Source organism: Mycobacterium novum (assembly GCF_010726505.1).
In the GTDB taxonomy this organism is placed as follows: domain Bacteria; phylum Actinomycetota; class Actinomycetes; order Mycobacteriales; family Mycobacteriaceae; genus Mycobacterium; species Mycobacterium algericum.
In genome coordinates, this window is the sequence record NZ_AP022562.1 from 2,942,668 (window position 1) to 2,966,036 (window position 23,369).

Below are 23,369 nucleotides of genomic sequence, written 5' to 3' on the forward strand. Positions count from 1 at the left end.
CAACGAGCGCTTGCTCAGAAGCCCAGGAAGCTCAGCGGATCGAACATGCTCGCGATATCGGTGGCGCCGGCGGCATCGGCTGCGCCGGCGGCGGCGTCCGCTGCGCCGCCGGCGGCCGCGTCGGCGGCGCCACCGGCCGCATCGGCTGCCGCGCCGCCGGCTGCGTCGGCGGCATCGGCCCCCAACGCGGACACCCCGCTGAACGCGTCACCCGGATCGAGCAGTCCGGCCGCATCGAAATCGGTCGGGATGTCGAAGTCGCCGAACGGGGTCACCAGGGTGTCGGTGATGGAGTTGGCGGCACCCTCCGATCCCGGGATGTCGGTGTAGATATTCGCGAATCCGTTGCCGAAGTTCATGACGTCATACACCGTGCCGACGGTGGGAAGGTCCGAGGCGGTGGCGTCACTGGCCGGGTCAACGTCGGTGATCGTGAACTGTGTGTTGTGGATACCGCCGAACAGGTTCGTGACGTTCTCGCTGGCCGTGACGCTGCCGAGGTCGGTGGCGTCGGTCCCGCTGCCGCTGGTGATATCGAACGACTGATCGCCCTCGGCCACCTGGAACAGTGGCGGGGCGCTGAACAGCGGGCTGAGCGGGGTGAAGCCCTCCGAACCGTCGGTCTGGACGGGGTTGAAGGTGGTGTCACCGATGGTGAAGCTGTCACCGGCGCCGGGCGTCGCAGCAGTGGACGTCAGGTCACCGGAAGTGATGTCAGGTGTGCCACCGGGGGTGGCGTCCGGCGCACCGGTGACCGGCAAGCCACCGGTATCACCGATCGGCTGCGGGCTGGTCGCGTCCGGTGCGGATGTCAGCGCGCCGAGGCCGCCGAGCTCGGGTGCGTTCGCGTCCGGGCTGAGCGTGCCGACGTCGCCGAGCGGCGCCGTGCCGCCCGTTCCCGCCGTGCTGCTCGTCAGGCCGACCGGCATCGCGGTGCTGCCGATGTCCCCCGCCGCGCCGACACCGTTGTCGGCAGAAGCGATCGTTGCGGGCAGGATTGTGGTCGTGAGTAGTCCGGCGGTGGCACCACCGACCGATAATATGATCCGACGATTCATTTGGGTGCGTTCCTTCCGTCTTTGATATTCCCGGGCATGAGTTCACCCTTGAACTCGCCCGGGCGCCGGTGAACATCGCCAATCACCCGGCGTCCGCGCACAGTAGACCGCGACGCGAACGCGGCGCATCAATAATGGTGGGCGACAACGTATGTCCGGACGCCCGGGACGCTGGCTGAGTCCCCCTCGGCATCCTCGTCAGACGCTAACGGCTCCCGACCGCGGCCACCACCCCTGCTAGCGGATCTTTCAACAGTTAATCTCAATGTAGAGAATCGCTGTCATCGATTGACGCACGTGAAGCTGGCGATGTAAGTCCTTGGGGCAGCTAACTTGTGGTTAGAATAAGCATTTGCCCTAGCTTGGTCTCAGCGGAATCAAAGTAATCCTGTTGGCGGAATGGAACTTTCGGTTTGACCGATCCGAGGCGAGCTGCACACTGATCGCTATGGAACTGCGCCAGCTGAAACACTTCGTCGCCGTGGCCGAAGAGTTGCACTTCACCCGGGCGGCAGCGAAAGTCCACGTGGTGCAGTCCACCCTTTCGGCCTCGATCAGCGGTTTGGAAGCCGAGCTCGGTACCGCGCTGCTGGTGCGAAACAATCGTCGCGTCGACCTGACCACCGCCGGGCAGGCATTGTTGCCGGACGCGCAGCATGCGCTGGCCGCCGCAGAGCGGGCGCGTGCCGCCGTCGACGCGGTCCGGGGGTTGTTGTCCGGGCAGTTGCGCATCGGGGTGATCCAGGGGCTGGGAACCGTCGACCTGCCCGCGCTGCTGACGCGGTATCACCGGAGCTTCCCGCGCATCGAGATCACGCTGCGTCACGATCCCATCGACACGCTGGTGCAGGCGACCGCCGACGGCGGGCTGGACCTCGCCTTCGTCAGCCGACCCTTCGACGGCAGTCGCGTCAAGGAACTGTCACTGGGCGCCGAGCACCTGGTGCTGGCGGTACGACACGACGACCCGCTCGCCGGCACCGGCACCGTCGCCCTGACCGACCTGCAGCAGCGCGACTTCGTCGAACGCCGGGCCGAGCTGCGGACTCGAATGCACATCGACAGCAGCTGCGCCGAACTCGGCTTCGAGCGGAACATCTGCGCGGAATCCAACACGCCCGACGATCTGGTCGACCTGGTCGCCGCCGGCCTGGGTATCGCACTGCTGCCGCCGGCGCTGGTGGCGAAGTCCGAGCACATCGTCGCGGTGGCGACCGACCCGGTGATCCCGCGCGAATTGGCGCTGATCACTCCGGGGGAGCGGGCGCCCTCGCCGGCGGCTGCCGCATTCCTCGGCGAGCTGCTGTCGACCGGTGCCGGGCAGCCCGAGATGTCCGGCCGGCGGGAGCGCTCTGCGGTGTGAAAGCCCGTTGCGGCCTCACCGGGTCGGTAGGCTCTCACCCGATCCGGGGGGCTGACAACGGAGTGAGCGATAGTGGATTTTCAGGGCAAGATCGATCTCGACATCCGAGATTCCGAACCGGACTGGGGGCCGTTCGCCGCGCCGACCGCCGCCGAGGGCGCACCCAATGTGCTCTACCTGGTCTGGGATGACACCGGCATCGCCACCTGGGACTGCTTCGGTGGGCTGGTGGAGATGCCGGCGATGAGCCGGATCGCCGAACGCGGCGTCCGGCTTTCTCAGTTCCACACCACCGCGCTGTGCTCCCCGACCCGAGCGGCGCTGCTCACCGGCCGCAACGCCACCAGTGTCGGCATGGCCACCATCGAGGAGTTCACCGACGGATTCCCCAACTGCAGCGGGCGCATCCCCTTCGAAACCGCGTTGCTGAGTGAGGTTCTCGCCGAACGCGGCTGGAACACCTTCTGCGTCGGCAAGTGGCACCTGACCCCGCTGGAAGAGTCCAACATGGCCAGCACCAGACGGCACTGGCCCACCCAGCGCGGATTCGAACGGTTCTACGGGTTCATGGGCGGTGAGACAAACCAGTGGTACCCGGACCTGATCCACGACAACCACCCCGTCGCGCCACCGGCGACACCCGAAGACGGCTACCACCTGTCCAAGGACATCGCCGACAAGACAATCGAATTCATCCGCGACGCCCAGACGATCGCGCCGGGCAAGCCCTGGTTCGGCTACGTCTGCCCGGGCGCCGGTCACGCCCCGCACCACGTCTTCACCGAATGGGCTGATCGCTACGCCGGACGGTTCGACATGGGTTACGAGCAGTACCGGGAGATTGTGCTGGCCAACCAGAAGAAGCTGGGCCTGGTGCCGCCGGACACCGAGCTCTCCGAGGTCAACCCCTACGCCGATGTCACCGGTGTTGACGGCCAGCCGTGGCCCGCGCTGGACACCGTGCGCCCGTGGGAGAGCCTGGACGCCGACGAAAAGCGGCTCTTCGCCCGGATGGCAGAGGTGTTCGCCGGGTTCCAGAGCTACACCGACGCCCAGATCGGCCGGATCCTGGACTACCTCGAGGAATCCGGACAACTCGACAACACCATCGTGGTGGTGATCTCCGACAACGGGGCCAGCGGCGAAGGCGGGCCCAACGGGTCGCCGAATGAGAACAAGTTCTTCAACGGCTACATCGACACCGTCGAGGAGGCGATGAAACTCTTCGACGAGCTGGGCACACCGGAGACCTACAACCACTACCCGGTCGGGTGGGCGATGGCGTTCAACACGCCCTACAAGCTCTACAAGCGCTACGCATCACACGAGGGCGGTATCGCCGATCCCGCGATCGTGAGCTGGCCCAAGGGAATCGCTGCTCGCGGTGAGGTGCGCGACACCTACGTCAACGTGTGCGATGTGACGCCGACGGTCTATGACCTGATCGGTATCACCCCGCCCGACACCGTCCGCGGCATCACCCAGCGGCCACTGGAAGGTGTCAGTTTCAAAGCTGCGTTGCAAGATCCGAACGCCGACACCGGAAAACACACCCAGTTCTACACGATGCTCGGCACTCGCGGGATCTGGCACCGGGGCTGGTTCGCCAATACCGTGCACGCCGCGACCCCGTCCGGGTGGGGCCACTTCGACACTGACCGCTGGGAGCTCTACAACCTCGCCGAGGATCGCAGTCAATGCCGTGACCTGGCCGCTGAACATCCAGAGAAACTCGAGGAACTCCAGGCGATGTGGTTCGCCGAGGCGGAGAAATACAACGGGCTGCCGCTGGCCGACCTCAACATCTTCGAGATGACGAGCCGGCAGCGGCCGTACCTGTCCCGTGACCGCACCAGCTACACCTACTATCCGCACACCGCCGAGGTGCCGATGGGGGCATGCGTGGAACTGCGCGGCCGCTCGTTCTCGGTGCTGGCCCGCGTCGTGGTGGAATCCGCCGATGCCGAGGGTGTGTTGTTCAAGCATGGAGCACGCCACGGCGGCCATGCGCTGTTCGTCCAGGGTGGTCGACTGCACTACGTCTACAACTTCCTGGGTGAGCGCGAACAGTGGTTGTCATCGCCTGACCCGATTCCGTTGGGGCAGCATGTTTTCGGGGTGCGTTTTGATCGCCGCGGCACCGTCGAGGGTAGTCACACGCCGGTCGGGGAGGCTGCGCTCTACATCGACGACACGGTGGCCGCGACGCTGCCCGACATGATCACCCAGCCGGCAGCGTTCGCGCTGGCGGGTGGCGGGGTGAGCGTCGGGCGCAATACCGGCCAGGCGGTGTCCTCGGCGTACCGGGCGCCGTTCGGCTTCACCGGCGGGACCATCGCCGAGGTCGCCGTCGACGTCAGCGGTGAGCCCTACCTCGATGTGAAAGCGAGTCTGGCAGCGGCTTTCTCGCGGGACTGAGTGGCCGCGGGATTGATGCGATGCTGACAGAACTCGTCGGTATCCCCGGCGGTGTCTTCCGGATGGGGTCGACGAGCTTCTATCCCGAAGAGGCGCCGATCCACACCGTGGCCGTGGCCGCGTTCGCGATCGAGCGGCATCCGGTGACCAATGCCCAGTTCGCCGAATTTGTCGCCGCAACCGGGTATGTGACCGTCGCCGAGCAGGAACCCGACCCGGTGTATGCCGCCGAGCCGGGCGCCCTGGTCTTCACCCCGACCGCCGGGCCGGTTGATCTGCGCGACTGGCGGCAGTGGTGGCAGTGGGTGCCCGGCGCGAGTTGGCGGCATCCGCTCGGTCCGCACAGCACCATCGAGCACAAGCCGGATCACCCGGTGGTCCAGGTCGCCTACCCCGATGCGGCCGGCTACGCCCGCTGGGCCGGGCGGCGGCTGCCCGCCGAAGCCGAATGGGAGTACGCCGCCCGCGCCGGCACGTCCAGCACCTACCCCTGGGGCGAGGAGGAGAAGCCGGGCGGGGAACTGATGGCCAACACCTGGCAGGGCGCCTTTCCCTACCGCAACGACGGCGCGCTGGGCTGGTCCGGAACCTCCTCGGTGGGCAGTTTCCCGCCCAACGACTGGGGGCTGCTGGACATGATCGGCAACGTCTGGGAGTGGACCACCACCGAGTTCTGCGGCCATCACCGCCTGGACGCAGCGCCCAAGTCTTGTTGCGCGCCGGACGGCCCCGCCGACCCGGGCGTCAGCCAGACCCTCAAGGGCGGATCGCACCTGTGCGCGCCGGCGTACTGCCACCGCTACCGGGCCGCGGCACGCTCCCCGCAGTCACAGGACACCGCAACCAGCCACATCGGGTTTCGCTGCGCGGCGGACTGACCAGTGGAGTAACCCCTGCGCGAGTGGGCGCGTCCCCGGTCCGACATGCCGCGCGCGGACCGGGAACGCGCACGTTCACGGCTCGGCTGGCTCGACCCCAGTGATGGAAGCCAGTGCGTCCCGGGGCGCGGGAGTGCGGGAATCCGGTCTCGACACGCAGTGTCGGATCGGGGGCACATTGCTCGCTCGCGGAGGAAGGGGCGAGCGATTTGGTGCAGGGCGGTCCGTCACCTAAGCTCTAGGGGTTGCCGAGGGCAGACCTCGGCCAGCGCAAGCTGGCCCCGCGTGCCCTTCGGCGATAAGAAGACCATGCACGACCGGGGAGATTCCGGCATGCGACTCGTCATGCCGCGCGTCGTCCCGATTATTGAGGAGATCTGGTGATTCAGCAGGAATCGCGGTTGAAGGTCGCCGACAACACCGGCGCCAAGGAGATCTTGTGCATCCGGGTGCTCGGCGGCTCGTCGCGGCGCTACGCCGGCATCGGTGATGTCATCGTCGCGACCGTCAAGGACGCCATCCCCGGCGGCAACGTCAAGCGGGGTGACATCGTCAAGGCCGTCGTGGTGCGCACCGTCAAGGAGCGTCGCCGCGCCGACGGCAGCTACATCAAGTTCGACGAGAACGCGGCCGTGATCATCAAGGCCGACAACGACCCGCGCGGAACCCGCATCTTCGGGCCGGTCGGCCGCGAGCTGCGGGAGAAGCGGTTCATGAAGATCGTCTCGCTGGCCCCGGAGGTGCTGTAGATGAAGGTCCACAAGGGCGACACCGTGCTGGTCATCGCCGGCAAGGACAAGGGCGCCAAGGGCAAGGTCCTGCAGGCCTACCCGGCCCGCAACCGGGTGCTGGTCCAGGGCGTCAACCGGATCAAGAAGCACGTCGCGAACTCGGCCAACCAGGCCGGCGCCTCCTCGGGCGGGATCGTCACGCAGGAAGCCCCGATCCACGTCTCGAACGTGATGGTCGTCGACTCCGACGGCAAGCCCACCCGGGTCGGCTACCGGGTGGACGAGGAGTCCGGCAAGAAGGTTCGCGTCTCCAAGCGCAACGGCAAGGACATCTAGAGATGACGACGGCAGAGAAGATTCAGCCCCGGCTGAAGGTGAAATACCGCGAAGAGATCCGCGACGCGCTGAACAACGAGTTCAACTACGCCAACGTGATGCAGATCCCGGGCGTGGTGAAGGTCGTGGTGAACATGGGCGTCGGCGAAGCCGCCCGCGACGCCAAACTGATCAACAACGCGGTCAGTGACCTGGCGCTGATCACCGGCCAGCGTCCGGAGATCCGCAAGGCCCGGCTGTCGATCGCTCAGTTCAAGCTGCGCGAGGGCATGCCGATCGGTGCCCGGGTGACGCTGCGCGGTGACCGGATGTGGGAGTTCCTCGACCGGCTCACCTCGATCGCGCTGCCGCGTATCCGCGACTTCCGGGGGCTGTCGCCCAAGCAGTTCGACGGCTCCGGCAACTACACCTTCGGGCTGGCCGAGCAGTCGATGTTCCACGAGATCGACGTCGACTCCATCGACCGCCCGCGTGGAATGAACATCACCGTCGTCACCTCGGCGACGAACGACGACGAAGGACGAGCGCTGCTGCGGGCACTCGGCTTTCCGTTCAAGGAGAAGTGACCTGATGGCGAAGAAGGCGTTGATTAACAAGGCGGCCCGCAAGCCCAAGTTCGCGGTGCGCGCCTACACCCGCTGCAACAAGTGCGGCCGTCCGCGCGCGGTGCTCCGGAAGTTCGGCCTGTGCCGAATCTGCCTGCGCGAAATGGCGCACGCCGGCGAGCTGCCCGGTGTGCAGAAGAGCAGCTGGTGAGGGTGGAGGAGCAGCCTAAATGACCATGACGGACCCGATCGCGGACTTCTTGACCCGTCTGCGCAACGCCAACTCGGCGTATCACGACGAGGTGACCCTGCCGCACTCGAAGATCAAGGCCAACATCGCCGAGATCCTCAAGCGCGAGGGTTACATCACCGACTACCACGTCGAAGACGCCCGGGTGGGCAAGGCGCTGGTGGTCAACCTGAAGTACGGCCCGAACCGGGAGCGCAGCCTCGCCGGTCTGCGCCGGGTGTCCAAGCCCGGTCTGCGGGTCTACGCGAAGTCGACCAACCTGCCGCGGGTGCTCGGCGGCCTGGGCGTGGCGATCATCTCCACGTCTTCGGGTCTGCTCACCGACCGTCAGGCGGCCAGGCAGGGCGTGGGCGGCGAAGTCCTCGCGTACGTGTGGTGAGGGAGTAGCAGACATGTCGCGTATTGGTAAGCAGCCGGTCCCGGTTCCCGCCGGGGTCGACGTGACCATCGATGGTCAGAACGTGTCGGTCAAGGGGCCCAAGGGCACCCTGGAGCTCACGGTGGCCGAGCCGATCAACGTCGCCCGCAACGACGACGGCGCCATCGTGGTGACCCGGCCCGACGACGACCGGCGTAACCGGTCGCTGCACGGCCTGAGCCGCACCCTGGTGGCGAACCTGATCACCGGCGTCTCCGAGGGCTACGTCCGCAAGATGGAGATCTTCGGCGTCGGTTACCGTGTGGCACTCAAGGGCTCCGACCTCGAGTTCGCACTGGGCTACAGCCACCCGGTGCTGATCAAGGCCCCGGAGGGCATCACCTTCGCGGTGGAGACGCCCACCAAGTTCTCGATCTCGGGCATCGACAAGCAGAAGGTCGGTCAGATCTCGGCGAACATCCGCCGCCTGCGCCGTCCCGACCCCTACAAGGGCAAGGGCGTGCGCTACGAGGGTGAGCAGGTTCGCCGCAAGGTCGGAAAGACAGGTAAGTAGTCATGGCGCAATCAGAAGCAGGCACCGGGGCGCGCAAGCCCATCGGGCAGAGCGTCTCGGAGGCCCGGCGCACGCACCGGGTGCGTCGGCACGCGCGGCTGCGCAAGAAGATCGCCGGCACCCCCGAGCGTCCCCGCCTGGTGGTGCACCGCTCGTCGCGGCACATTCACGTCCAGTTGGTCGACGACCTGGCCGGTCACACGCTGGCCGCGGCGTCCTCGATCGAGGCCGACGTGCGCGGTGTGGACGGCGACAAGAAGGCACACAGTGTGCGGGTCGGCCAGCTGATCGCCGAGCGCGCCAAGGCCGCCGGCGTGCAGACCGTGGTGTTCGACCGCGGCGGCTACACCTACGGTGGACGGATCGCGGCATTGGCCGACGCGGCGCGCGAGGGCGGGTTGAAGTTCTGATGCGCCGGATGACTGACTTGATGAACATGACTGGAAGGACCGCATGATGGCGGAGCAGCCGACAGGGGCCTCCTCGGCAGGTCCCGACACGGGCAGCGCCCCCCGTACCGACGGGCGTGACAATCGTGACAACCGAGGCGGACGTGGTGGCCGCGACGGCGGCCGCGGCGGCCGGGACGGCCGGGACGGCGACAAGAGCAACTACCTCGAGCGCGTCGTCGCGATCAACCGGGTGTCCAAGGTTGTCAAGGGTGGCCGCCGGTTCAGCTTCACCGCGCTGGTGATCGTCGGTGACGGCAAGGGCATGGTCGGGGTCGGCTACGGCAAGGCCAAGGAGGTCCCGGCCGCGATCGCCAAGGGTGTCGAGGAGGCCCGCAAGAGCTTCTTCCGGGTGCCGTTGATCCGCGGCACCATCACCCACCCCGTCCAGGGCGAGGCGGCCGCCGGTGTGGTGTTACTGCGCCCGGCCAGCCCCGGTACCGGTGTGATCGCCGGCGGTGCGGTGCGTGCGGTGCTGGAATGCGCCGGGGTGCACGACATCCTGTCCAAGTCGCTGGGCAGCGACAACGCGATCAACGTGGTGCACGCCACCGTGGCCGCGCTGAAGATGCTGCAGCGTCCCGAAGAGGTGGCGGCCCGGCGCGGTCTGCCCATCGAAGACGTGGCGCCGGCCGCGATGCTCAAGGCCCGGCGGGAGAGCGAGTCGCTCGCCGCCAGCGCCGCCCGGGAAGGCACGGCATAACCATGGCAAATCTGAAGATCACCCAGGTCCGCGGCACCATCGGTGCCCGCTGGAATCAGCGCGAGAGCCTGCGCACGCTGGGCCTGCGCAAGATCCGCCAGTCGGTGGTGCGTGAGGACAACCCCCAGACCCGTGGTCTGATCCGGGTTGTCCACCACCTCGTAGAAGTTGAACAGGCCGGGGAGGAATGATGACGCCTATCAAGCTGCACGACCTGCGCCCCGCGCCCGGGTCGAAGACCAAGCGCACCCGCGTCGGTCGCGGTGAGGGCTCCAAGGGTAAGACCGCCGGCCGCGGCACCAAGGGCACCAAGGCCCGCAAGAACGTGCCGGTCCGGTTCGAGGGCGGGCAGATGCCGATCCACATGCGGCTGCCCAAGCTGAAGGGCTTCCGCAACCGGTTCCGCACCGAGTACGAGGTCGTCAACGTCGGCGACATCAACCGGTTGTTCCCGGACGGCGGCGCCATCGGCGTCGACGAACTGGTGGCCAAGGGTGCGGTCCGCAAGAACACGCTGGTCAAGGTGCTCGGCGACGGCAAGCTGACCGTCAAGGCCGACGTCACCGCGCACAAGTTCAGCGGTAGCGCCCGCGACAAGATCACCGCGGCCGGGGGCACAGCCACCGAACTGTAAGGCTTTTCAGGAAAAGACGCTACCCCGATCGCACCCCATTTCACCAGATGGGGTGCGATTTTTTGTCCGGGGCACGGGGATTTGACGCAGGCGTAAATTGAGTGCTTGCTATGCATCTCACAGCCTTATATAACGTAATGTGAGTGACGGGACTCACTCGTCCGGGGTCGGTCTGCTGGGAAGGCGTTGGGCATATGAGGCGTCGGCTGCGTTCAGGTTCTACCGGGGGGCGCGCCGGCGCCTCTCGCCGTGCCGTGGGAGCGGGCAGCGCCGTGGCGGCGTTCCTGGCATTCGGGATGACTCCACTGGCGGCCGCGCCGGAGGCCCGTGCGGACTTCGAGTTCGACGATTTTCTGGGCTGGTTCGGTCTGGAACCCGACTCTCAAGCACTGACGTCCGAGTGGATCGGCTCGGCCTGGGATCTGCCCGATTCGGCTGATGCGACTGGGATGGAGATCGCCCAGCTGTGGGACACCTACTTCTACATGCCGCTGCATGCACTTTTGCAGGACTGGATCAACTCTGACTTCGGGTCGCAGGTCAATGGCGTGATCAACCAGATCTTCGCGCCGTTCACCGAGAACTTCTGCGGGATGATCTGCAACGGCGCCGACGGCACCGAGAGCAGCGTGAACGGCCAGGCCGGTGGGCTCTGGTTCGGCGACGGCGGTAACGGCTGGACCTCGGACATCGAGGGTGTAGCCGGCGGTAACGGCGGCCACGCCGGCGGTATCGGCAACGGTGGTGATGGTGGCGCCGGCGGTCTGGGTGCCGATGGTGGTAACGGCGGTCACGGTGGCGAGATGTGGGGCCACGGCGGCGATGGCGGAGCCGGTGGCGCTGCGACGGCGACGCTGGTGGCTGGGGACGGTGGCAACGGCGGGTCCTCGGGTCAGGCCCAAGACTTCTTCGGCATGGGTGCGTGGGGCAACGGGGGCAACGGCGGCAAGGGTGGCGCGGGTCTGAACGGCGCCGACGGTGCGGACTCCTCGGCCGCCGGGGTGGCTGGTGGCGACGGCGGTACGGGCACGGCGGGCGGTAAAGGCGGCGACGGCGGGGCCGGTTCGACGTGGCTCGGCATCGGCGGTAACGGCGGCGCCGGCGGTGCCGGTGGCGGGGGCGGCGCGGGCGGCAGCGGCTTCGACGGTGCCGAGGGCTCCTTCGCCGGCGGCGGAGACGGCAATGGCGGCAACGGAAGTAACGGCGGCGCCGGTGGCAACGGCGGCGCCGGTGGACAGGCCGGCGCTGGCGGGGCGGGCGCGTGGTTGTTCGGTGGATCCGGTGCCGCGGGTACGAACGGCACGGCCGGGGCCGGCGGTGTCGGCGGAGACGGCAAGGACGGCGGTGATGGCGCCGACGGCGCGGCCGGGACCGACGGGACGGCTGTCGACCCGAATGGCGCCGCCGGAATCAGCGGCGGCAACGGCGGGAATGCCGGGCGCGGTGGCGCCGGTGGTGTGGGCGGCGACGGGGTGGTTGCCGCCGACGGCGCCGACGGCCACGCCGGGGCCGGCGGCAACGGGGGCAACGGCGGCGACGGCATCGACGGCATCGACGGCACCGCCACCAACCCGAACGGAACCGCCGGGGGCAACGGCGGCGCCGGCGGCAACGGCGGTCAGGGCGGATTGGAAGCCGACGGCACCACCCGCGCAGCCGACGGCACCGGTGGCGCCGGAGGTATCGGCGGCAATGGCGGAGCCGGATATGACGCGCTCGCCGCCGGTGCGGCGCCGGGCACGTCCGGCGGCAGCGGCGGTGCCGGTGGCAGCGGTGGCGCGGGCGGTACCGGTGCGACCGGAGGAGACGGCGGTAATGCCGGCGATGGCGGGCGGGGCGGTGATGGGGTCGCCGGACTGGCCGGAGCCGACGGCGCCAACGCCGGCGACGCGGGCACCGACGGACAAGCCGGAGGAAACGGGGGGACCGGCGGCGCCGGTGGTGCCGGGGGTAACGGAGGCGCGGCGACCTCGCCGGCCGGGGCGGCCGGCAGCAATGGCAACGGCGGCGACGGCGGCGCCGGAGGCAACGCCGCAGCCGGTGGTGCCGGCGGTGATGGCGCCGACGGCGACGCGAACCATGTGGATGGCGGCGCCGGCGGTAACGCCGGCGATGCCGGCACCGCCGGAGCGGGCGGTGCCGGCGGCGCAGCCGGCACCGGCGGATCCACGGGCACCGGAGTCGCGGGCAGCGGCGGGGCCGACGGATCCGGTCCGGCACCCACCGAAACCCACGGCGGTAACGGCGGCGACGGCTTCACCTCGACAACACCCGGAGTGTCCGGCGGCGCCGGCGGAGCCGGTGGCAGCGGCGGAACCATCGGCAACGGCGGGGCCGGCGGCCACGGCGGAGGCGGTGGTGACGATGCCGACGGCGGAAACGGCGGCGCCGGCGGTGACGGTGGCACCCAGGTCGGTAACGGTGGGGCCGGCGGAAACGGCGGCGCCGGGCAGGGCACCGGCACCGGCGGTGACGGCGGTGACGGCGGGGATGGCGGCGCCGTGCAGGGCGACGGCGCCGACGGCGGCGACGGAGGCGCCAACGGCGGCAGTGGCGGCAATGGCGGTGACGCCATCGGCAGCGGCAACGGCGGCGATGGCGGCGACGGCACCGCAGGGTTCAGCGGCGCCAACGGCGGCTCGGGTACCCAGCCGGGCGAGGCCGGCGGCGACGGCGTCGCCGGCCAGTCGGGTGGCACCGGCGGCAACGGCGGTACCGGCTCGGGCGCCGGTCATCACGGCGGCCAGGGCGGTGCCGGAGCCAACGGCGGCAACGGCGGCAACGGCGGTGACGGTGTGCAGGGTGCGGTCGGCACGTTCGACAACGCGGGCACCGGCAACGGCGGGAACGGTGGCGCGGGCGGAAGCGGCGCCGCCGGCGGTCAGGGCGGCGACGGCGGTGCCGGCGGCGCGGGCATCAACGGCGCAACCGCCGGCAGCCAGGGCGCCGGTGGCAGCGGCGGCAACGGCGGCGACGCCGGGGTGGCCGCCGACGGCGGCCGTGGCGCCGACGGGATCGCCACGCATCCCGATGCCGGCAACGGCGGCGATGGCGGTGCGGTCGGTCACGCCGGCGCAGCCGGTAGCGGTGGATCCGGCTCGACACCCGGTTCGGACGGCACGGCCGGCAACGGCCCGTCCGGTCAACAGGGCAACGGCGGTGACGGGGGCGACGGCTACGACGCCGCCAGTGATCCGAACGCGGCGCCGGGCACCGCCGGCGGCAACGGCGGCCTTGGCGGGGACGGCAGCCTGTTGGGCACCGGCGGCGTAGGCGGTTCCGGTGGCAATGGCGCCGCCGGTGCAACCGGTGAGGCCGGTATGACCGCGGGTGCTGATGGCCAGACCGGCGGAGCCGGCGGGAACGGCGGCAATGCCGGGAAGGGCGGCACCGGAGGCGCCGGTGACGGTGTTGATGGTGTCGCTGGTTCTGGTGGTGCTGGTGGTCGGGGTGGGGATGGTGCCACGGGTGCTGATGGTGAGGATTCGACGCAGGCTGGGGTGGCTGGTGGTGTTGGTCAGGATGGTGGTGCTGGTGGTGATGGGGGTGCTGGGGGCACGGGTGGTTTGACGGCCTCGGGTGCCGCTAGTGGTTTTGATGGTGTTCAGGGTGCTGGCGGTGATGGTGGCGATGGTGGTGTGGGTGGTCGCGGGTTTGATGGGGTTGCCGGTGGAGTCGGCACCGACGGTGAGGACGGCGTCGATGGGACGGCGACGTCGGTGGCGACTGCTGGTGGTGCTGGGGGCACGGGTCAGGCTGGTGGTGCCGGCAGTGATGGTGGTGCTGGGGGCAATGGTGGTGCGGCCGGTCATGGTTCCACCGATGGCACCCAGGGTGTTGGTGGTGTAGGTGGTGCTGGGGGCAATGGTGGTACCGGTGGTACCGGTGGTCGTGGTGGTGATGGTGGTGATGGGTATGACGCTGCGGCTGATGTGAGTGCGGTGGCGGGTACTTCTGGTGGTGATGGTGCGGTTGGTGGTTCCGGTGGTGCCGGGGGTGCTGGGGGTGCGGCCGGCCACGGTGGTGCCGGGGGTAGTGGCCTCAATGGTCAGGCGAGTTCGGGTGCTGATGGTGTCGCCGGCGACCTGGGTGCCGGTGGTGTTGGTGGCAATGGTGGTTCCGGTGGTGACGGGTCGACGGGTGCTCGGGGTGTTGATGGGGTGAACGCCGGTGAGGCCAGTGGCACCAGTGGCACAGTGGCAATGGGGTAATGCCGCCGCCGGTGGTGCCGGTGGTGTCGGGGCTGGTGGCGTGCAGGCGGCCAGTGGTGTTGATGGTGTCGCTGGTTCTGGTGGTGCTGGTGGTCGGGGTGGGGATGGTGCCACGGGTGCTGATGGTGAGGATTCGACGCAGGCTGGGGTGGCTGGTGGTGTTGGTCAGGATGGTGGTGCTGGTGGTGATGGGGGTGCTGGGGGCACGGGTGGTTTGACGGCCTCGGGTGCCGCTAGTGGTTTTGATGGTGTTCAGGGTGCTGGCGGTGATGGTGGCGATGGTGGTGTGGGTGGTCGCGGGTTTGATGGGGTTGCCGGTGGAGTCGGCACCGACGGTGAGGACGGCGTCGATGGGACGGCGACGTCGGTGGCGACTGCTGGTGGTGCTGGGGGCACGGGTCAGGCTGGTGGTGCCGGCAGTGATGGTGGTGCTGGGGGCAATGGTGGTGCGGCCGGTCATGGTTCCACCGATGGCACCCAGGGTGTTGGTGGTGTAGGTGGTGCTGGGGGCAATGGTGGTACCGGTGGTACCGGTGGTCGTGGTGGTGATGGTGGTGATGGGTATGACGCTGCGGCTGATGTGAGTGCGGTGGCGGGTACTTCTGGTGGTGATGGTGCGGTTGGTGGTTCCGGTGGTGCCGGGGGTGCTGGGGTGCGGCGGCCGGTGGTGCCGGGGGTAGTGGCCTCAATGGTCAGGCGAGTTCGGGTGCTGATGGTGTCGCCGGCGACCTGGGTGCCGGTGGTGTTGGTGGCAATGGTGGTTCCGGTGGTGACGGGTCGACGGGTGCTCGGGGTGTTGATGGGGTGAACGCCGGTGAGGCCGGTGGCACCGGTGGCACGGGTGGCAATGGGGGTAATGCCGCCGCCGGTGGTGCCGGTGGTGTCGGGGCTGGTGGCGTGCAGGCGGCCAGTGGTGTTGATGGTGTCGCTGGTTCTGGTGGTGCTGGTGGTCGGGGTGGGGATGGTGCCACGGGTGCTGATGGTGAGGATTCGACGCAGGCTGGGGTGGCTGGTGGTGTTGGTCAGGATGGTGGTGCTGGTGGTGATGGGGGTGCTGGGGGCACGGGTGGTTTGACGGCCTCGGGTGCCGCTAGTGGTTTTGATGGTGTTCAGGGTGCTGGCGGTGATGGTGGCGATGGTGGTGTGGGTGGTCGCGGGTTTGATGGGGTTGCCGGTGGAGTCGGCACCGACGGTGAGACGGCGTCGATGGGACGGCGACGTCGGTGGCGACTGCTGGTGGTGCTGGGGGCACGGGTCAGGCTGGTGGTGCCGGCAGTGATGGTGGTGCTGGGGGCAATGGTGGTGCGGCCGGTCATGGTTCCACCGATGGCACCCAGGGTGTTGGTGGTGTAGGTGGTGCTGGGGCAATGGTGGTACCGGTGGTACCGGTGGTCGTGGTGGTGATGGTGGTGATGGGTATGACGCTGCGGCTGATGTGAGTGCGGTGGCGGGTACTTCTGGTGGTGATGGTGCGGTTGGTGGTTCCGGTGGTGCCGGGGGTGCTGGGGGTGCGGCCGGCCACGGTGGTGCCGGGGGTAGTGGCCTCAATGGTCAGGCGAGTTCGGGTGCTGATGGTGTCGCCGGCGACCTGGGTGCCAGTGGTGTTGGTGGCAATGGTGGTTCCGGTGGTGACGGGTCGACGGGTGCTCGGGGTGTTGATGGGGTGAACGCCGGTGAGGCCGGTGGCACCGGTGGCACGGGTGGCAATGGGGGTAATGCCGCCGCCGGTGGTGCCGGTGGTGTCGGGGCTGGTGGCGTGCAGGCGGCCAGTGGTGTTGATGGTGTCGCTGGTTCTGGTGGTGCTGGTGGTCGGGGTGGGGATGGTGCCACGGGTGCTGATGGTGAGGATTCGACGCAGGCTGGGGTGGCTGGTGGTGTTGGTCAGGATGGTGGTGCTGGTGGTGATGGGGGTGCTGGGGGCACGGGTGGTTTGACGGCCTCGGGTGCCGCTAGTGGTTTTGATGGTGTTCAGGGTGCTGGCGGTGATGGTGGCGATGGTGGTGTGGGTGGTCGCGGGTTTGATGGGGTTGCCGGTGGAGTCGGCACCGACGGTGAGGACGGCGTCGATGGGACGGCGACGTCGGTGGCGACTGCTGGTGGTGCTGGGGGCACGGGTCAGGCTGGTGGTGCCGGCAGTGATGGTGGTGCTGGGGGCAATGGTGGTGCGGCCGGTCATGGTTCCACCGATGGCACCCAGGGTGTTGGTGGTGTAGGTGGTGCTGGGGGCAATGGTGGTACCGGTGGTACCGGTGGTCGTGGTGGTGATGGTGGTGATGGGTATGACGCTGCGGCTGATGTGAGTGCGGTGGCGGGTACTTCTGGTGGTGATGGTGCGGTTGGTGGTTCCGGTGGTGCCGGGGGTGCTGGGGGTGCGGCCGGCCACGGTGGTGCCGGGGGTAGTGGCCTCAATGGTCAGGCGAGTTCGGGTGCTGATGGTGTCGCCGGCGACCTGGGTGCCGGTGGTAACGGCGGCGTGGGCGGCAACGGCGGCAACGGCGCGGCCGGTGGGATCGGGGAGACCGGTGCTGACGGTGGCGTGGGCACGGCAGGAACCAGCGAGGCACCCGACGGTGGCACCGGCGAGACCGGGCACACCGGCGGACAGGGTCTAGCTGGCGGCAACGGCGGGGCCGGCGGCCAGGGCGGCGCGGCAGGCACGGGTTCCACAGACGGCGCGGTGGGCGCCGGCGGTATCGGTGGCAACGGTGGCATCGGCGGCCAGGGCGGAACCGGCGGCAACGGCGGCACCGGCGGCGCCGGCTACGACCAACCCGGCACCACCGGGCTGTCAGGCGGCAACGGCGGCACCGGTGGCGCCGGCGGAACCGGCGGGCAGGGCGGCGAAGGCGGTACCGCGGGCCTCGGCGGCCTGAACGGGGCCGGTGTCGACCGGGCCGACTCCGGAACAGACGGCACAACCGGTCTGCAAGGTGTCGGCGGCAACGGCGGCGAGGGCGGTGCCGGCGGCGACGGTGCGACCGGCACCACTGGCGGCAACGGCAGCACCGGCAACACCGGGACGACGGGAACGGTGGGCAGCCCCACCGGCGGCACCGGCGGTACCGGTGGCGATGGCATCGACGGCGGGGTCGGCGGCAACGGCGGCACCGGTGGCCAGGGCGGCGCCGCGGGTACCGGCAGCACCAACGGCAACGTCGGTGCCGGCGGGAAGGGCGGTGACGCCGGCGACGGCGGTCAGGGCGGCGACGGCGGTGCGGGCGGAACCGGCGGCACCGGGTACACCTCGCCCACGGCGAATGGTGTCGATGGCGGTAATGGCGGGACGGGTGGCACCGGCGGCAACGCCGGCCACGGCGGCACGTCCGGCACCGCCGGCGCCGGCGGCCTCGACGGGGCCGGAAACAACCCGGCGAACGCCGGAAGCGCCGGCAGCACCGGGGCAGACGGTCACGCGGGCGTCGGTGGCGACGGTGGCGTCGGCGGCAACGGTGCGCAAGGCACGGCTGGCACCACGACCCTGGCCGCTGGTACCGGCGGCAAGGGCGGAACCGGCGGCAATGGCGGACAGGGCGGCCTGGAAACCGACGGCGCCACCCACGCTCAGCAGGGCGACGGCGGGGACGGCGGAACCGGCGGCAAGGGCGGTACCGGGTTCGCCGGAGCAAACGGTCAGGACAGCTTCGTACTTACCCCCGCCACCGATGGCAAAGCTGGTGGTGCGGCCGGGAGCGGTGGAACCGGCGGTACCGGCGGTAGCGGCTACAACGCCGGCAACGGCGGAACCGGTGGTGTCGGCGGGGACGGCGGCACCGGCGGCAACGGCGGCAACGCGACATTGGCAATCGGGGGCCTTGTCACCCCGGGCGACGGCGCTTCCGGCGGCACCGGCGGCACCGGCGGCGTCGGCGGCCTCGCCGGTACCGCCGATGGCGGAGCTGCCGGTGCCAATGGAGCCGGTGGCGACGGCGGGGTCGGCGGCACGGGCGGCAATGCCGGCTCGGCCCTGGTCGGGATCGGATCGACCGGTACCGCCGGAACCGGTGGAACCGGCGGCGTCGCCGGCGTGGGCGGCGGCAGCGGCGCCGATCAAGGTGCCGCGGGCGTCGGCGGTACCGGCGGCCAGGGCGGTCAGGGTTCGGTCGGCGCCGTTGCCAACGCTCTCGGCGGCGTCGGCGGCAACGGCGGAACCGGTGGTGCCGCGGCAGACCAGAGCGGCAGCATCGGCGGCGTCGGCGGGCAGGGCGGTACCGGTGGCGGCGGGCTGGTCGCAGGTGTTGTCGGCGGTGCCGGCGGCCAGGGCGGCGCCGGTGGTGCCGCGGCCGATCAAACCGACAGCATCGGTGGTGCCGGTGGCCAGGGCGGACAAGGTGCGACCGCTGTCGTCGGCGCACTCGGCGGGACCGGAGGCACCGGTGGCACCGGTGGGGCGGCCGGTGACGCTGCCGGCAGCAACGGCGGTGCCGGCGGGCAGGGCGGTACCGGGGGCAGCGCGGTGGTCGGTGCCCTCGGGGCTGGCGACGGCGGCGACGGTGGCACCGGGGGTGCCGCCGGGAACATCGCGGGAAGCACCGGTGGCACCGGCGGTCAGGGCGGCGACGGTGGCGCGGGCCTGGCGAACGTGTTGGCCGGCGGGGACGGTGGTGACGGCGGTACCGGCGGCTCCGGCACCGCACCCGGCACGATCGGCGGTGACGGCGGACTGGGTGGTACCGCTGGTCCCGGCGTGCTCAACCTCATCGGTGGCGCCGGCGGGGACGGCGGCGACGGCGGCAACGGTGGCGCGATCGGCGGCACTGGCGGCGACGGCGGAACCAACAGCAATGGTGCCGCTGGTGAGCCGGGTGAAGGGCCGAGCGGTCAAACGGGTGGCGCCGGTGGCGCCGGGGCGCCCGGGGGTCTGCTGTAGCAGAACATCACCCGATGAACGCCCGCAGCCAACACCGCGGTCGGTGACCGCGACGCCGGTAGGCTCAAATCCATGTTCTCCCTGCTGCCCGGGGTACCCGGCCTGGACGACCTGCGCGGCGTAGCCCGTCGTATCGACACCGCTCGCCATCACGGCGTGCCCGACGGTGTGGTGCTCGAACTCGACCTGCAGTCGTTGCCACACGAAACCGGTGGGTTCGATCCGCTGGCGCTGATCCGTTCGGGGAGCCAGCCCCCGGTGCTGCGCGACGTGGTGGCTGCGATCCACCGCGCGGCCGAAGACCCCAGGGTCGCCGGACTCATTGCGCGGGTGCAGCTTTCTTCGGCGGCTGCCGGCCCGGTCCAAGAGCTTCGCGCCGCCATCGCCGACTTCACCGCGGTCAAGCCGTCGCTTGCCTGGGCCGAGACCTACCCGGGCACGCTGTCCTACTACCTGGCGTCGGCGTTCGGCGAAATCTGGATGCAACCGTCCGGGACGGTGGGCCTCATCGGCTTCGCCACCAATGCGACGTTCTTACGCACCGCGCTGGACAAGGCCGGAATCGAAGCGCAATTCATTGCTCGCGGCGAATACAAGTCGGCGGCCAATCTGTTCACCCAGGATTCCTACACCGACGCACACCGGGAGGCCGACACCGCTCTGGTGGAGAGCCTGCACGCGCAGGTGCGCCAGGCCGTCGCCGAATCCCGGAATCTGGACGCCGCCGTCGTCGACGAGCTGGCCGACCGGGCGCCGTTGCTGCGTGACGACGCCGTGCAGGCGGGCTTGGTCGACCGGATCGGCTTCCGCGACGAGGCCTACGGCCGGATCGCTGAACTCGCTGGCGGCCCAGGGGATTCGGCAGCTGATCCCGATGGCCCCGACGCCCCGCCGAGGCTGCTGTACTGTACCTGACGCGGTACGCGCACGCGACCGCCGGGCGTCCGGTGTCGACTACGCCCCTGCCGTCCCTTCCGGGCCGCAAGAACAAACCGGCCGTCGCGGTGGTGACCGTGGCCGGGCCCATCGTCAGCGGGTCCGGTGGCCCCCAGCTGTCACCGTTCGGCAACCGCAGTGTCGGCGGCGACACGATCGCCGCGGCCCTGCGCGAGGCCGCCTCCGACGACGATGTCGCCGCCATCGTGCTGCGGGTGGACAGCCCGGGCGGGTCGGTCACCGGGTCGGAGACCATCTGGCGGGCGGTGCAGCAGGCCCGGGAGGCCGGCAAGCCGGTGGTGGCGTCGATGGGCGCGGTCGCCGCGTCCGGCGGGTATTACATCGCGACGGGTGCGGACACCATCGTCGCCAACCCCGGCACCATCACCGGATCGATCGGGGTGGTGACCGGCAAGCTGGTCGCCCGCGGGCTCAAGGACCGCCTCGGGGTCGGCACCGACACGGTGCGCACCGGCGCCAACGCCGATGCCTGGTCGATCAACGCCCCGTGGGGCAAGTCGAGACCGAAACCGACCTGTTCTACAACGATTTCGTGGTGCGGGTCGCCCAAGGCCGCAACCTGTCCACCGAGGCGGTCGACGCGGTGGCGCGCGGGCGGGTGTGGACCGGTGCCGACGCCGCCGAACGCGGCCTGGTCGACGAGCTGGGCGGCCTGCGCACCGCAGTGCGGCGCGCCAAGGTACTGGCCGGGCTCGACCCCGACGCGCAGGTCCGCACCGTGTCCTATCCCGGCTCGTCGCTGTGGGAATTCATCCGGCCCCGCCAGTCGTCGCAGCCGGCGGCGGCGTTCTCCGATGCGGTCGGGGCCCTGCTGGTCCGCTCGCTGACCGGGATCGCCGAACAGGCGGGGCGATCGATCAGCGGGGCACAGGTGCTCTGGCTCGGGGAATCCCGCTGGATGTAACACAGATTCAACAAACGCTTGCGCGACAGAAAAAGCTTAGTAACGCCCGCGTAACGCGTGCCGCCCATGCTGATGAGCATGAAACGGTTACTGCTGTTGGCGGGTCTGAGCGCGATGATCGGCCTCGCTGCCCCCGCCCTCGCCGCACCCACGGGCGTTGACGGGCAGTTCCTGGCCACCCTGACCGGCGCCGGGCTGAGCCACACCGGAAATGACCAGGCCGCCGTCTCCGCCGGCCGCGCCGTATGCCAACTGATGGACGCGGGACTGTCCCCGATGGACACCGTCGTCGCGGTGCAGGCCACCAACCAGGCTCTTCCGAGTTAGCAGGGGCGTAGCCGCCTGGCTCTGAGTGGCGCTCGCCGTGATTGGCGGGTGCAGGCCCACCGTACTCGGCGGCGTTGGTTGGTGGGGTTACGGAAGCCGAAGGCGGTCCGGCCGACGTGCTTGACGATCCGGTTGTAGCCTTCACTGCGGGCATTTGTCAGGCCTATCGTTGGACAAGGCTCGCGCCCTTCTTGTGTTGGATGCGTGAAGAACACCCAGTTCACAAGGGCGCGAGCCCTCAATCAGTCACCGACACGATCCGAATCGGTCACCCCAGTACCCCCATCAAGTCGGAAGAGCTGAGCATTGGCTGTGTCTGCCGAACGCGTCTCTAGTACAGTCTTCCAAACGGGTGTACACGGAACTGGTGTGAGGGCGAGGCAGCGAGGGCATGGATTTCGGGTTGGTTCCGCCGGAGATCCAATCCGCCCTGATGTACGCCGGACCGGGACCCGGGCCGATCTCGGCGACTGCCGCGGCATGGGATGGGCTGGCCGCCGAACTCGACGCCGCGTCGGCCTCCTACGCCTCGCTGGTCACCGATCTGACCAGCACCGGATGGCTGGGCTCCACAGCGGCGCTGATGGCCGCGGCGGTATCGCCGTACCTGGCCTGGATGCACACCACCGCCGTGCAGTGCGCTGAGACCGCCGCCCAGGTCAGGGCGGGCGTGGCGGCTTATGAGGAGGCGTTCGCGGCCACCGTGCCGCCGCCGGTGATCGCGACGAACCGCGCCGAGCTGCTCACGTTGCTCGCCACCAACATCTTCGGCCAGAACACCGCGGCCATCGCGGCCAACCAGGCCGAATACGCCGAGATGTGGGCGCAGGACGCCGCGGCGATGTTCGGCTACGCGTCCGCGGCGTCGACGGCCACGCAACTGACGCCGTTCACCGCGCCGCCGAAGGCCGCCAACTCCGACGGATCCGACAACACCACCGCGGCGGCGGCGCAGGCGGCCGGCAGTGCCACGGCGACCCAGACCCAAAACGCACTGGCGGGTGTGCCCCAGACGCTGCAACAGCTGGCATTGCCGATGGCGGCGCCCGCGGCGGCCGACCCGGTCGTGGGACAGGCCACCGCGGCCGGTGTTTCGGGGATCAGCGCGAGTTCGGCGTACCACACCATCATCGGGAGTGCCAATTTCTTCCAGCGCATCTACAGCCAGTTCCAAAGCTCGTTCGCGGCCAGCAACGAACCCTCAACCACGGACATCATGGAACGGCTCAACCGGATCGGCCTGGTTACCGGCGCGGTCGACTCCGATGAGGTGGGGAGGGCCGCGGACGGCGGCCCACTGGGCACCCTCGGGCTCGGCGGGTTCGGGGATTGGCACAACTGGGCGCGTTTCTTCAAGGGGTTCCCCCTGCTGAAGCTCTCGGCGGCGGGGAGTATGGGCGAGTCGGGCCTGGTCGGCGGGTTGTCGGTGCCGCCGACGTGGGCCGAGGCGCTCCCGGACGTCCGGCTGGCCGCTGCGGAGACCACCGGCACCGGCGTCAATGCCGCCCCGAGCGCCGCGGGTGGCGGTTTCGGCATGCTGGGCGCGCAAGCGGCACTGACGGGGATGGCCGGGCGCGCCCTGGCCGGCGCTGTGCTCCCCGCCCGGGAGAACACCCGGTCGACCGCCCCCGCCCAGGAGAGGCCGTCGAGTACCGCGGCCAAAGAGATCGCTGAAGCGTTACGCGAGTACGCCTCGCTGCGCGATTCCGGAATCATCACCGAAGTGGAGTTCAACAAACACAAAGAGCGCCTGATGAGCCTGGATCCGCTGTCGGGCCGGTGAGGCCGCGGCGCGGGCGATCACGC

The 23,369-nt window shown here is 69.8% G+C and carries 24 protein-coding genes and 2 pseudogenes; 24 read left to right on the forward strand and 2 right to left on the reverse strand.

Annotation, left to right across the window (positions count from 1 at the left end):
- Positions 1–14: 14 nt before the first annotated feature.
- The gene (locus G6N19_RS21615) at positions 15–1,058 is read right to left on the reverse strand and encodes a hypothetical protein (protein ID WP_193465118.1); all 1,044 of its coding nucleotides are present in this window, start codon (positions 1,056–1,058) and stop codon (positions 15–17) included.
- Positions 1,059–1,506: 448 nt separating this feature from the next.
- Between G6N19_RS21615 and G6N19_RS13615 the strand changes: the two genes are divergently transcribed.
- The 23 genes and pseudogenes from G6N19_RS13615 to G6N19_RS13725 all read left to right on the forward strand — a co-directional run bounded on the left by G6N19_RS13615 (position 1,507) and on the right by G6N19_RS13725 (position 21,563).
- On the forward strand, positions 1,507–2,421 hold the full coding sequence (locus G6N19_RS13615) for a LysR family transcriptional regulator (protein ID WP_193465119.1): 915 nt from the start codon (positions 1,507–1,509) through the stop codon (positions 2,419–2,421).
- A 69-nt stretch (positions 2,422–2,490) separates the two neighbouring features.
- On the forward strand, positions 2,491–4,839 hold the full coding sequence (locus tag G6N19_RS13620; protein WP_041318647.1) for an arylsulfatase: 2,349 nt from the start codon (positions 2,491–2,493) through the stop codon (positions 4,837–4,839).
- 20 nt (positions 4,840–4,859) lie between these two features.
- Positions 4,860–5,717, forward strand: coding sequence for a formylglycine-generating enzyme family protein (locus G6N19_RS13625; RefSeq protein ID WP_013830250.1), 858 nt, complete (start codon positions 4,860–4,862; stop codon positions 5,715–5,717).
- Positions 5,718–6,097: 380 nt separating this feature from the next.
- Positions 6,098–6,466 carry a 50S ribosomal protein L14 gene (rplN, locus tag G6N19_RS13630; RefSeq protein ID WP_013830249.1) on the forward strand — a complete coding sequence of 123 codons (369 nt, stop codon included), beginning with the start codon at positions 6,098–6,100 and terminating at the stop codon, positions 6,464–6,466.
- Positions 6,467–6,784, forward strand: a complete 318-nt coding sequence (gene rplX / locus G6N19_RS13635) for a 50S ribosomal protein L24 (protein ID WP_013830248.1) — start codon at positions 6,467–6,469, stop codon at positions 6,782–6,784.
- A 2-nt stretch (positions 6,785–6,786) separates the two neighbouring features.
- Positions 6,787–7,350: a 50S ribosomal protein L5 gene (gene rplE / locus G6N19_RS13640; protein WP_013830247.1), complete on the forward strand. Its 564-nt coding sequence runs from the start codon at positions 6,787–6,789 to the stop codon at positions 7,348–7,350.
- 4 nt (positions 7,351–7,354) lie between these two features.
- The gene (locus G6N19_RS13645) at positions 7,355–7,540 is read left to right on the forward strand and encodes a type Z 30S ribosomal protein S14 (protein ID WP_013830246.1); all 186 of its coding nucleotides are present in this window, start codon (positions 7,355–7,357) and stop codon (positions 7,538–7,540) included.
- Positions 7,541–7,559: 19 nt separating this feature from the next.
- The gene (rpsH, locus tag G6N19_RS13650; RefSeq protein WP_013830245.1) at positions 7,560–7,958 is read left to right on the forward strand and encodes a 30S ribosomal protein S8; all 399 of its coding nucleotides are present in this window, start codon (positions 7,560–7,562) and stop codon (positions 7,956–7,958) included.
- Between the two features lie 13 nt (positions 7,959–7,971).
- On the forward strand, positions 7,972–8,511 hold the full coding sequence (gene rplF, locus G6N19_RS13655) for a 50S ribosomal protein L6 (protein ID WP_013830244.1): 540 nt from the start codon (positions 7,972–7,974) through the stop codon (positions 8,509–8,511).
- 41 nt (positions 8,512–8,552) lie between these two features.
- Positions 8,553–8,921, forward strand: a complete 369-nt coding sequence (gene rplR, locus G6N19_RS13660) for a 50S ribosomal protein L18 (RefSeq protein ID WP_193466396.1) — start codon at positions 8,553–8,555, stop codon at positions 8,919–8,921.
- 46 nt (positions 8,922–8,967) lie between these two features.
- On the forward strand, positions 8,968–9,663 hold the full coding sequence (rpsE, locus tag G6N19_RS13665; protein WP_085975778.1) for a 30S ribosomal protein S5: 696 nt from the start codon (positions 8,968–8,970) through the stop codon (positions 9,661–9,663).
- 2 nt (positions 9,664–9,665) lie between these two features.
- The gene (gene rpmD, locus G6N19_RS13670) at positions 9,666–9,854 is read left to right on the forward strand and encodes a 50S ribosomal protein L30 (protein ID WP_013830241.1); all 189 of its coding nucleotides are present in this window, start codon (positions 9,666–9,668) and stop codon (positions 9,852–9,854) included.
- On the forward strand, positions 9,854–10,297 hold the full coding sequence (gene rplO / locus G6N19_RS13675) for a 50S ribosomal protein L15 (protein ID WP_041318643.1): 444 nt from the start codon (positions 9,854–9,856) through the stop codon (positions 10,295–10,297). The genes rpmD and rplO overlap by 1 nt, the downstream gene beginning before the upstream one ends.
- 272 nt (positions 10,298–10,569) lie before the next feature.
- A complete protein-coding gene (locus G6N19_RS21620; protein ID WP_193465120.1) occupies positions 10,570–14,508 on the forward strand; it encodes a PGRS repeat-containing protein in 3,939 nt (1,312 codons plus the stop codon).
- Positions 14,508–14,726: a hypothetical protein gene (locus G6N19_RS13685; RefSeq protein ID WP_109560648.1), complete on the forward strand. Its 219-nt coding sequence runs from the start codon at positions 14,508–14,510 to the stop codon at positions 14,724–14,726. The genes G6N19_RS21620 and G6N19_RS13685 overlap by 1 nt, the downstream gene beginning before the upstream one ends.
- Positions 14,727–14,794: 68 nt before the next feature.
- Positions 14,795–15,316, forward strand: coding sequence for a hypothetical protein (locus G6N19_RS13690; RefSeq protein WP_193465121.1), 522 nt, complete (start codon positions 14,795–14,797; stop codon positions 15,314–15,316).
- Between the two features lie 15 nt (positions 15,317–15,331).
- Positions 15,332–15,583 carry a hypothetical protein gene (locus G6N19_RS13695; protein ID WP_193465122.1) on the forward strand — a complete coding sequence of 84 codons (252 nt, stop codon included), beginning with the start codon at positions 15,332–15,334 and terminating at the stop codon, positions 15,581–15,583.
- A 148-nt stretch (positions 15,584–15,731) separates the two neighbouring features.
- Positions 15,732–15,947, forward strand: a complete 216-nt coding sequence (locus G6N19_RS21625; protein WP_193465123.1) for a hypothetical protein — start codon at positions 15,732–15,734, stop codon at positions 15,945–15,947.
- 21 nt (positions 15,948–15,968) lie between these two features.
- Entirely contained in the window at positions 15,969–16,175 is a 207-nt protein-coding gene (locus G6N19_RS13705; protein ID WP_193465124.1) for a hypothetical protein, read from the forward strand.
- Between the two features lie 15 nt (positions 16,176–16,190).
- A complete protein-coding gene (locus tag G6N19_RS13710; RefSeq protein WP_193465122.1) occupies positions 16,191–16,442 on the forward strand; it encodes a hypothetical protein in 252 nt (83 codons plus the stop codon).
- Between the two features lie 68 nt (positions 16,443–16,510).
- Positions 16,511–19,375 (forward strand): collagen-like protein, encoded by a 2,865-nt coding sequence (locus G6N19_RS21630; RefSeq protein ID WP_193465125.1) that lies wholly within the window; start codon positions 16,511–16,513, stop codon positions 19,373–19,375.
- Positions 19,376–19,447: 72 nt separating this feature from the next.
- A pseudogene (sppA, locus tag G6N19_RS13720) lies at positions 19,448–21,236 on the forward strand (signal peptide peptidase SppA).
- 78 nt (positions 21,237–21,314) lie between these two features.
- A complete protein-coding gene (locus G6N19_RS13725; protein WP_049793053.1) occupies positions 21,315–21,563 on the forward strand; it encodes a DUF732 domain-containing protein in 249 nt (82 codons plus the stop codon).
- Here G6N19_RS13725 and G6N19_RS13730 read toward each other — a convergent pair.
- Positions 21,560–21,727, reverse strand: a pseudogene (locus G6N19_RS13730) (transposase); the annotation flags it as partial. The gene G6N19_RS13725 and the pseudogene G6N19_RS13730 sit on opposite strands and share 4 nt — an antisense overlap.
- 227 nt (positions 21,728–21,954) lie before the next feature.
- Between G6N19_RS13730 and G6N19_RS13735 the strand changes: the two are divergent.
- Positions 21,955–23,346, forward strand: a complete 1,392-nt coding sequence (locus G6N19_RS13735; protein WP_083037853.1) for a PPE family protein, SVP subgroup — start codon at positions 21,955–21,957, stop codon at positions 23,344–23,346.
- The last annotated feature ends 23 nt before the right edge of the window (positions 23,347–23,369 follow it).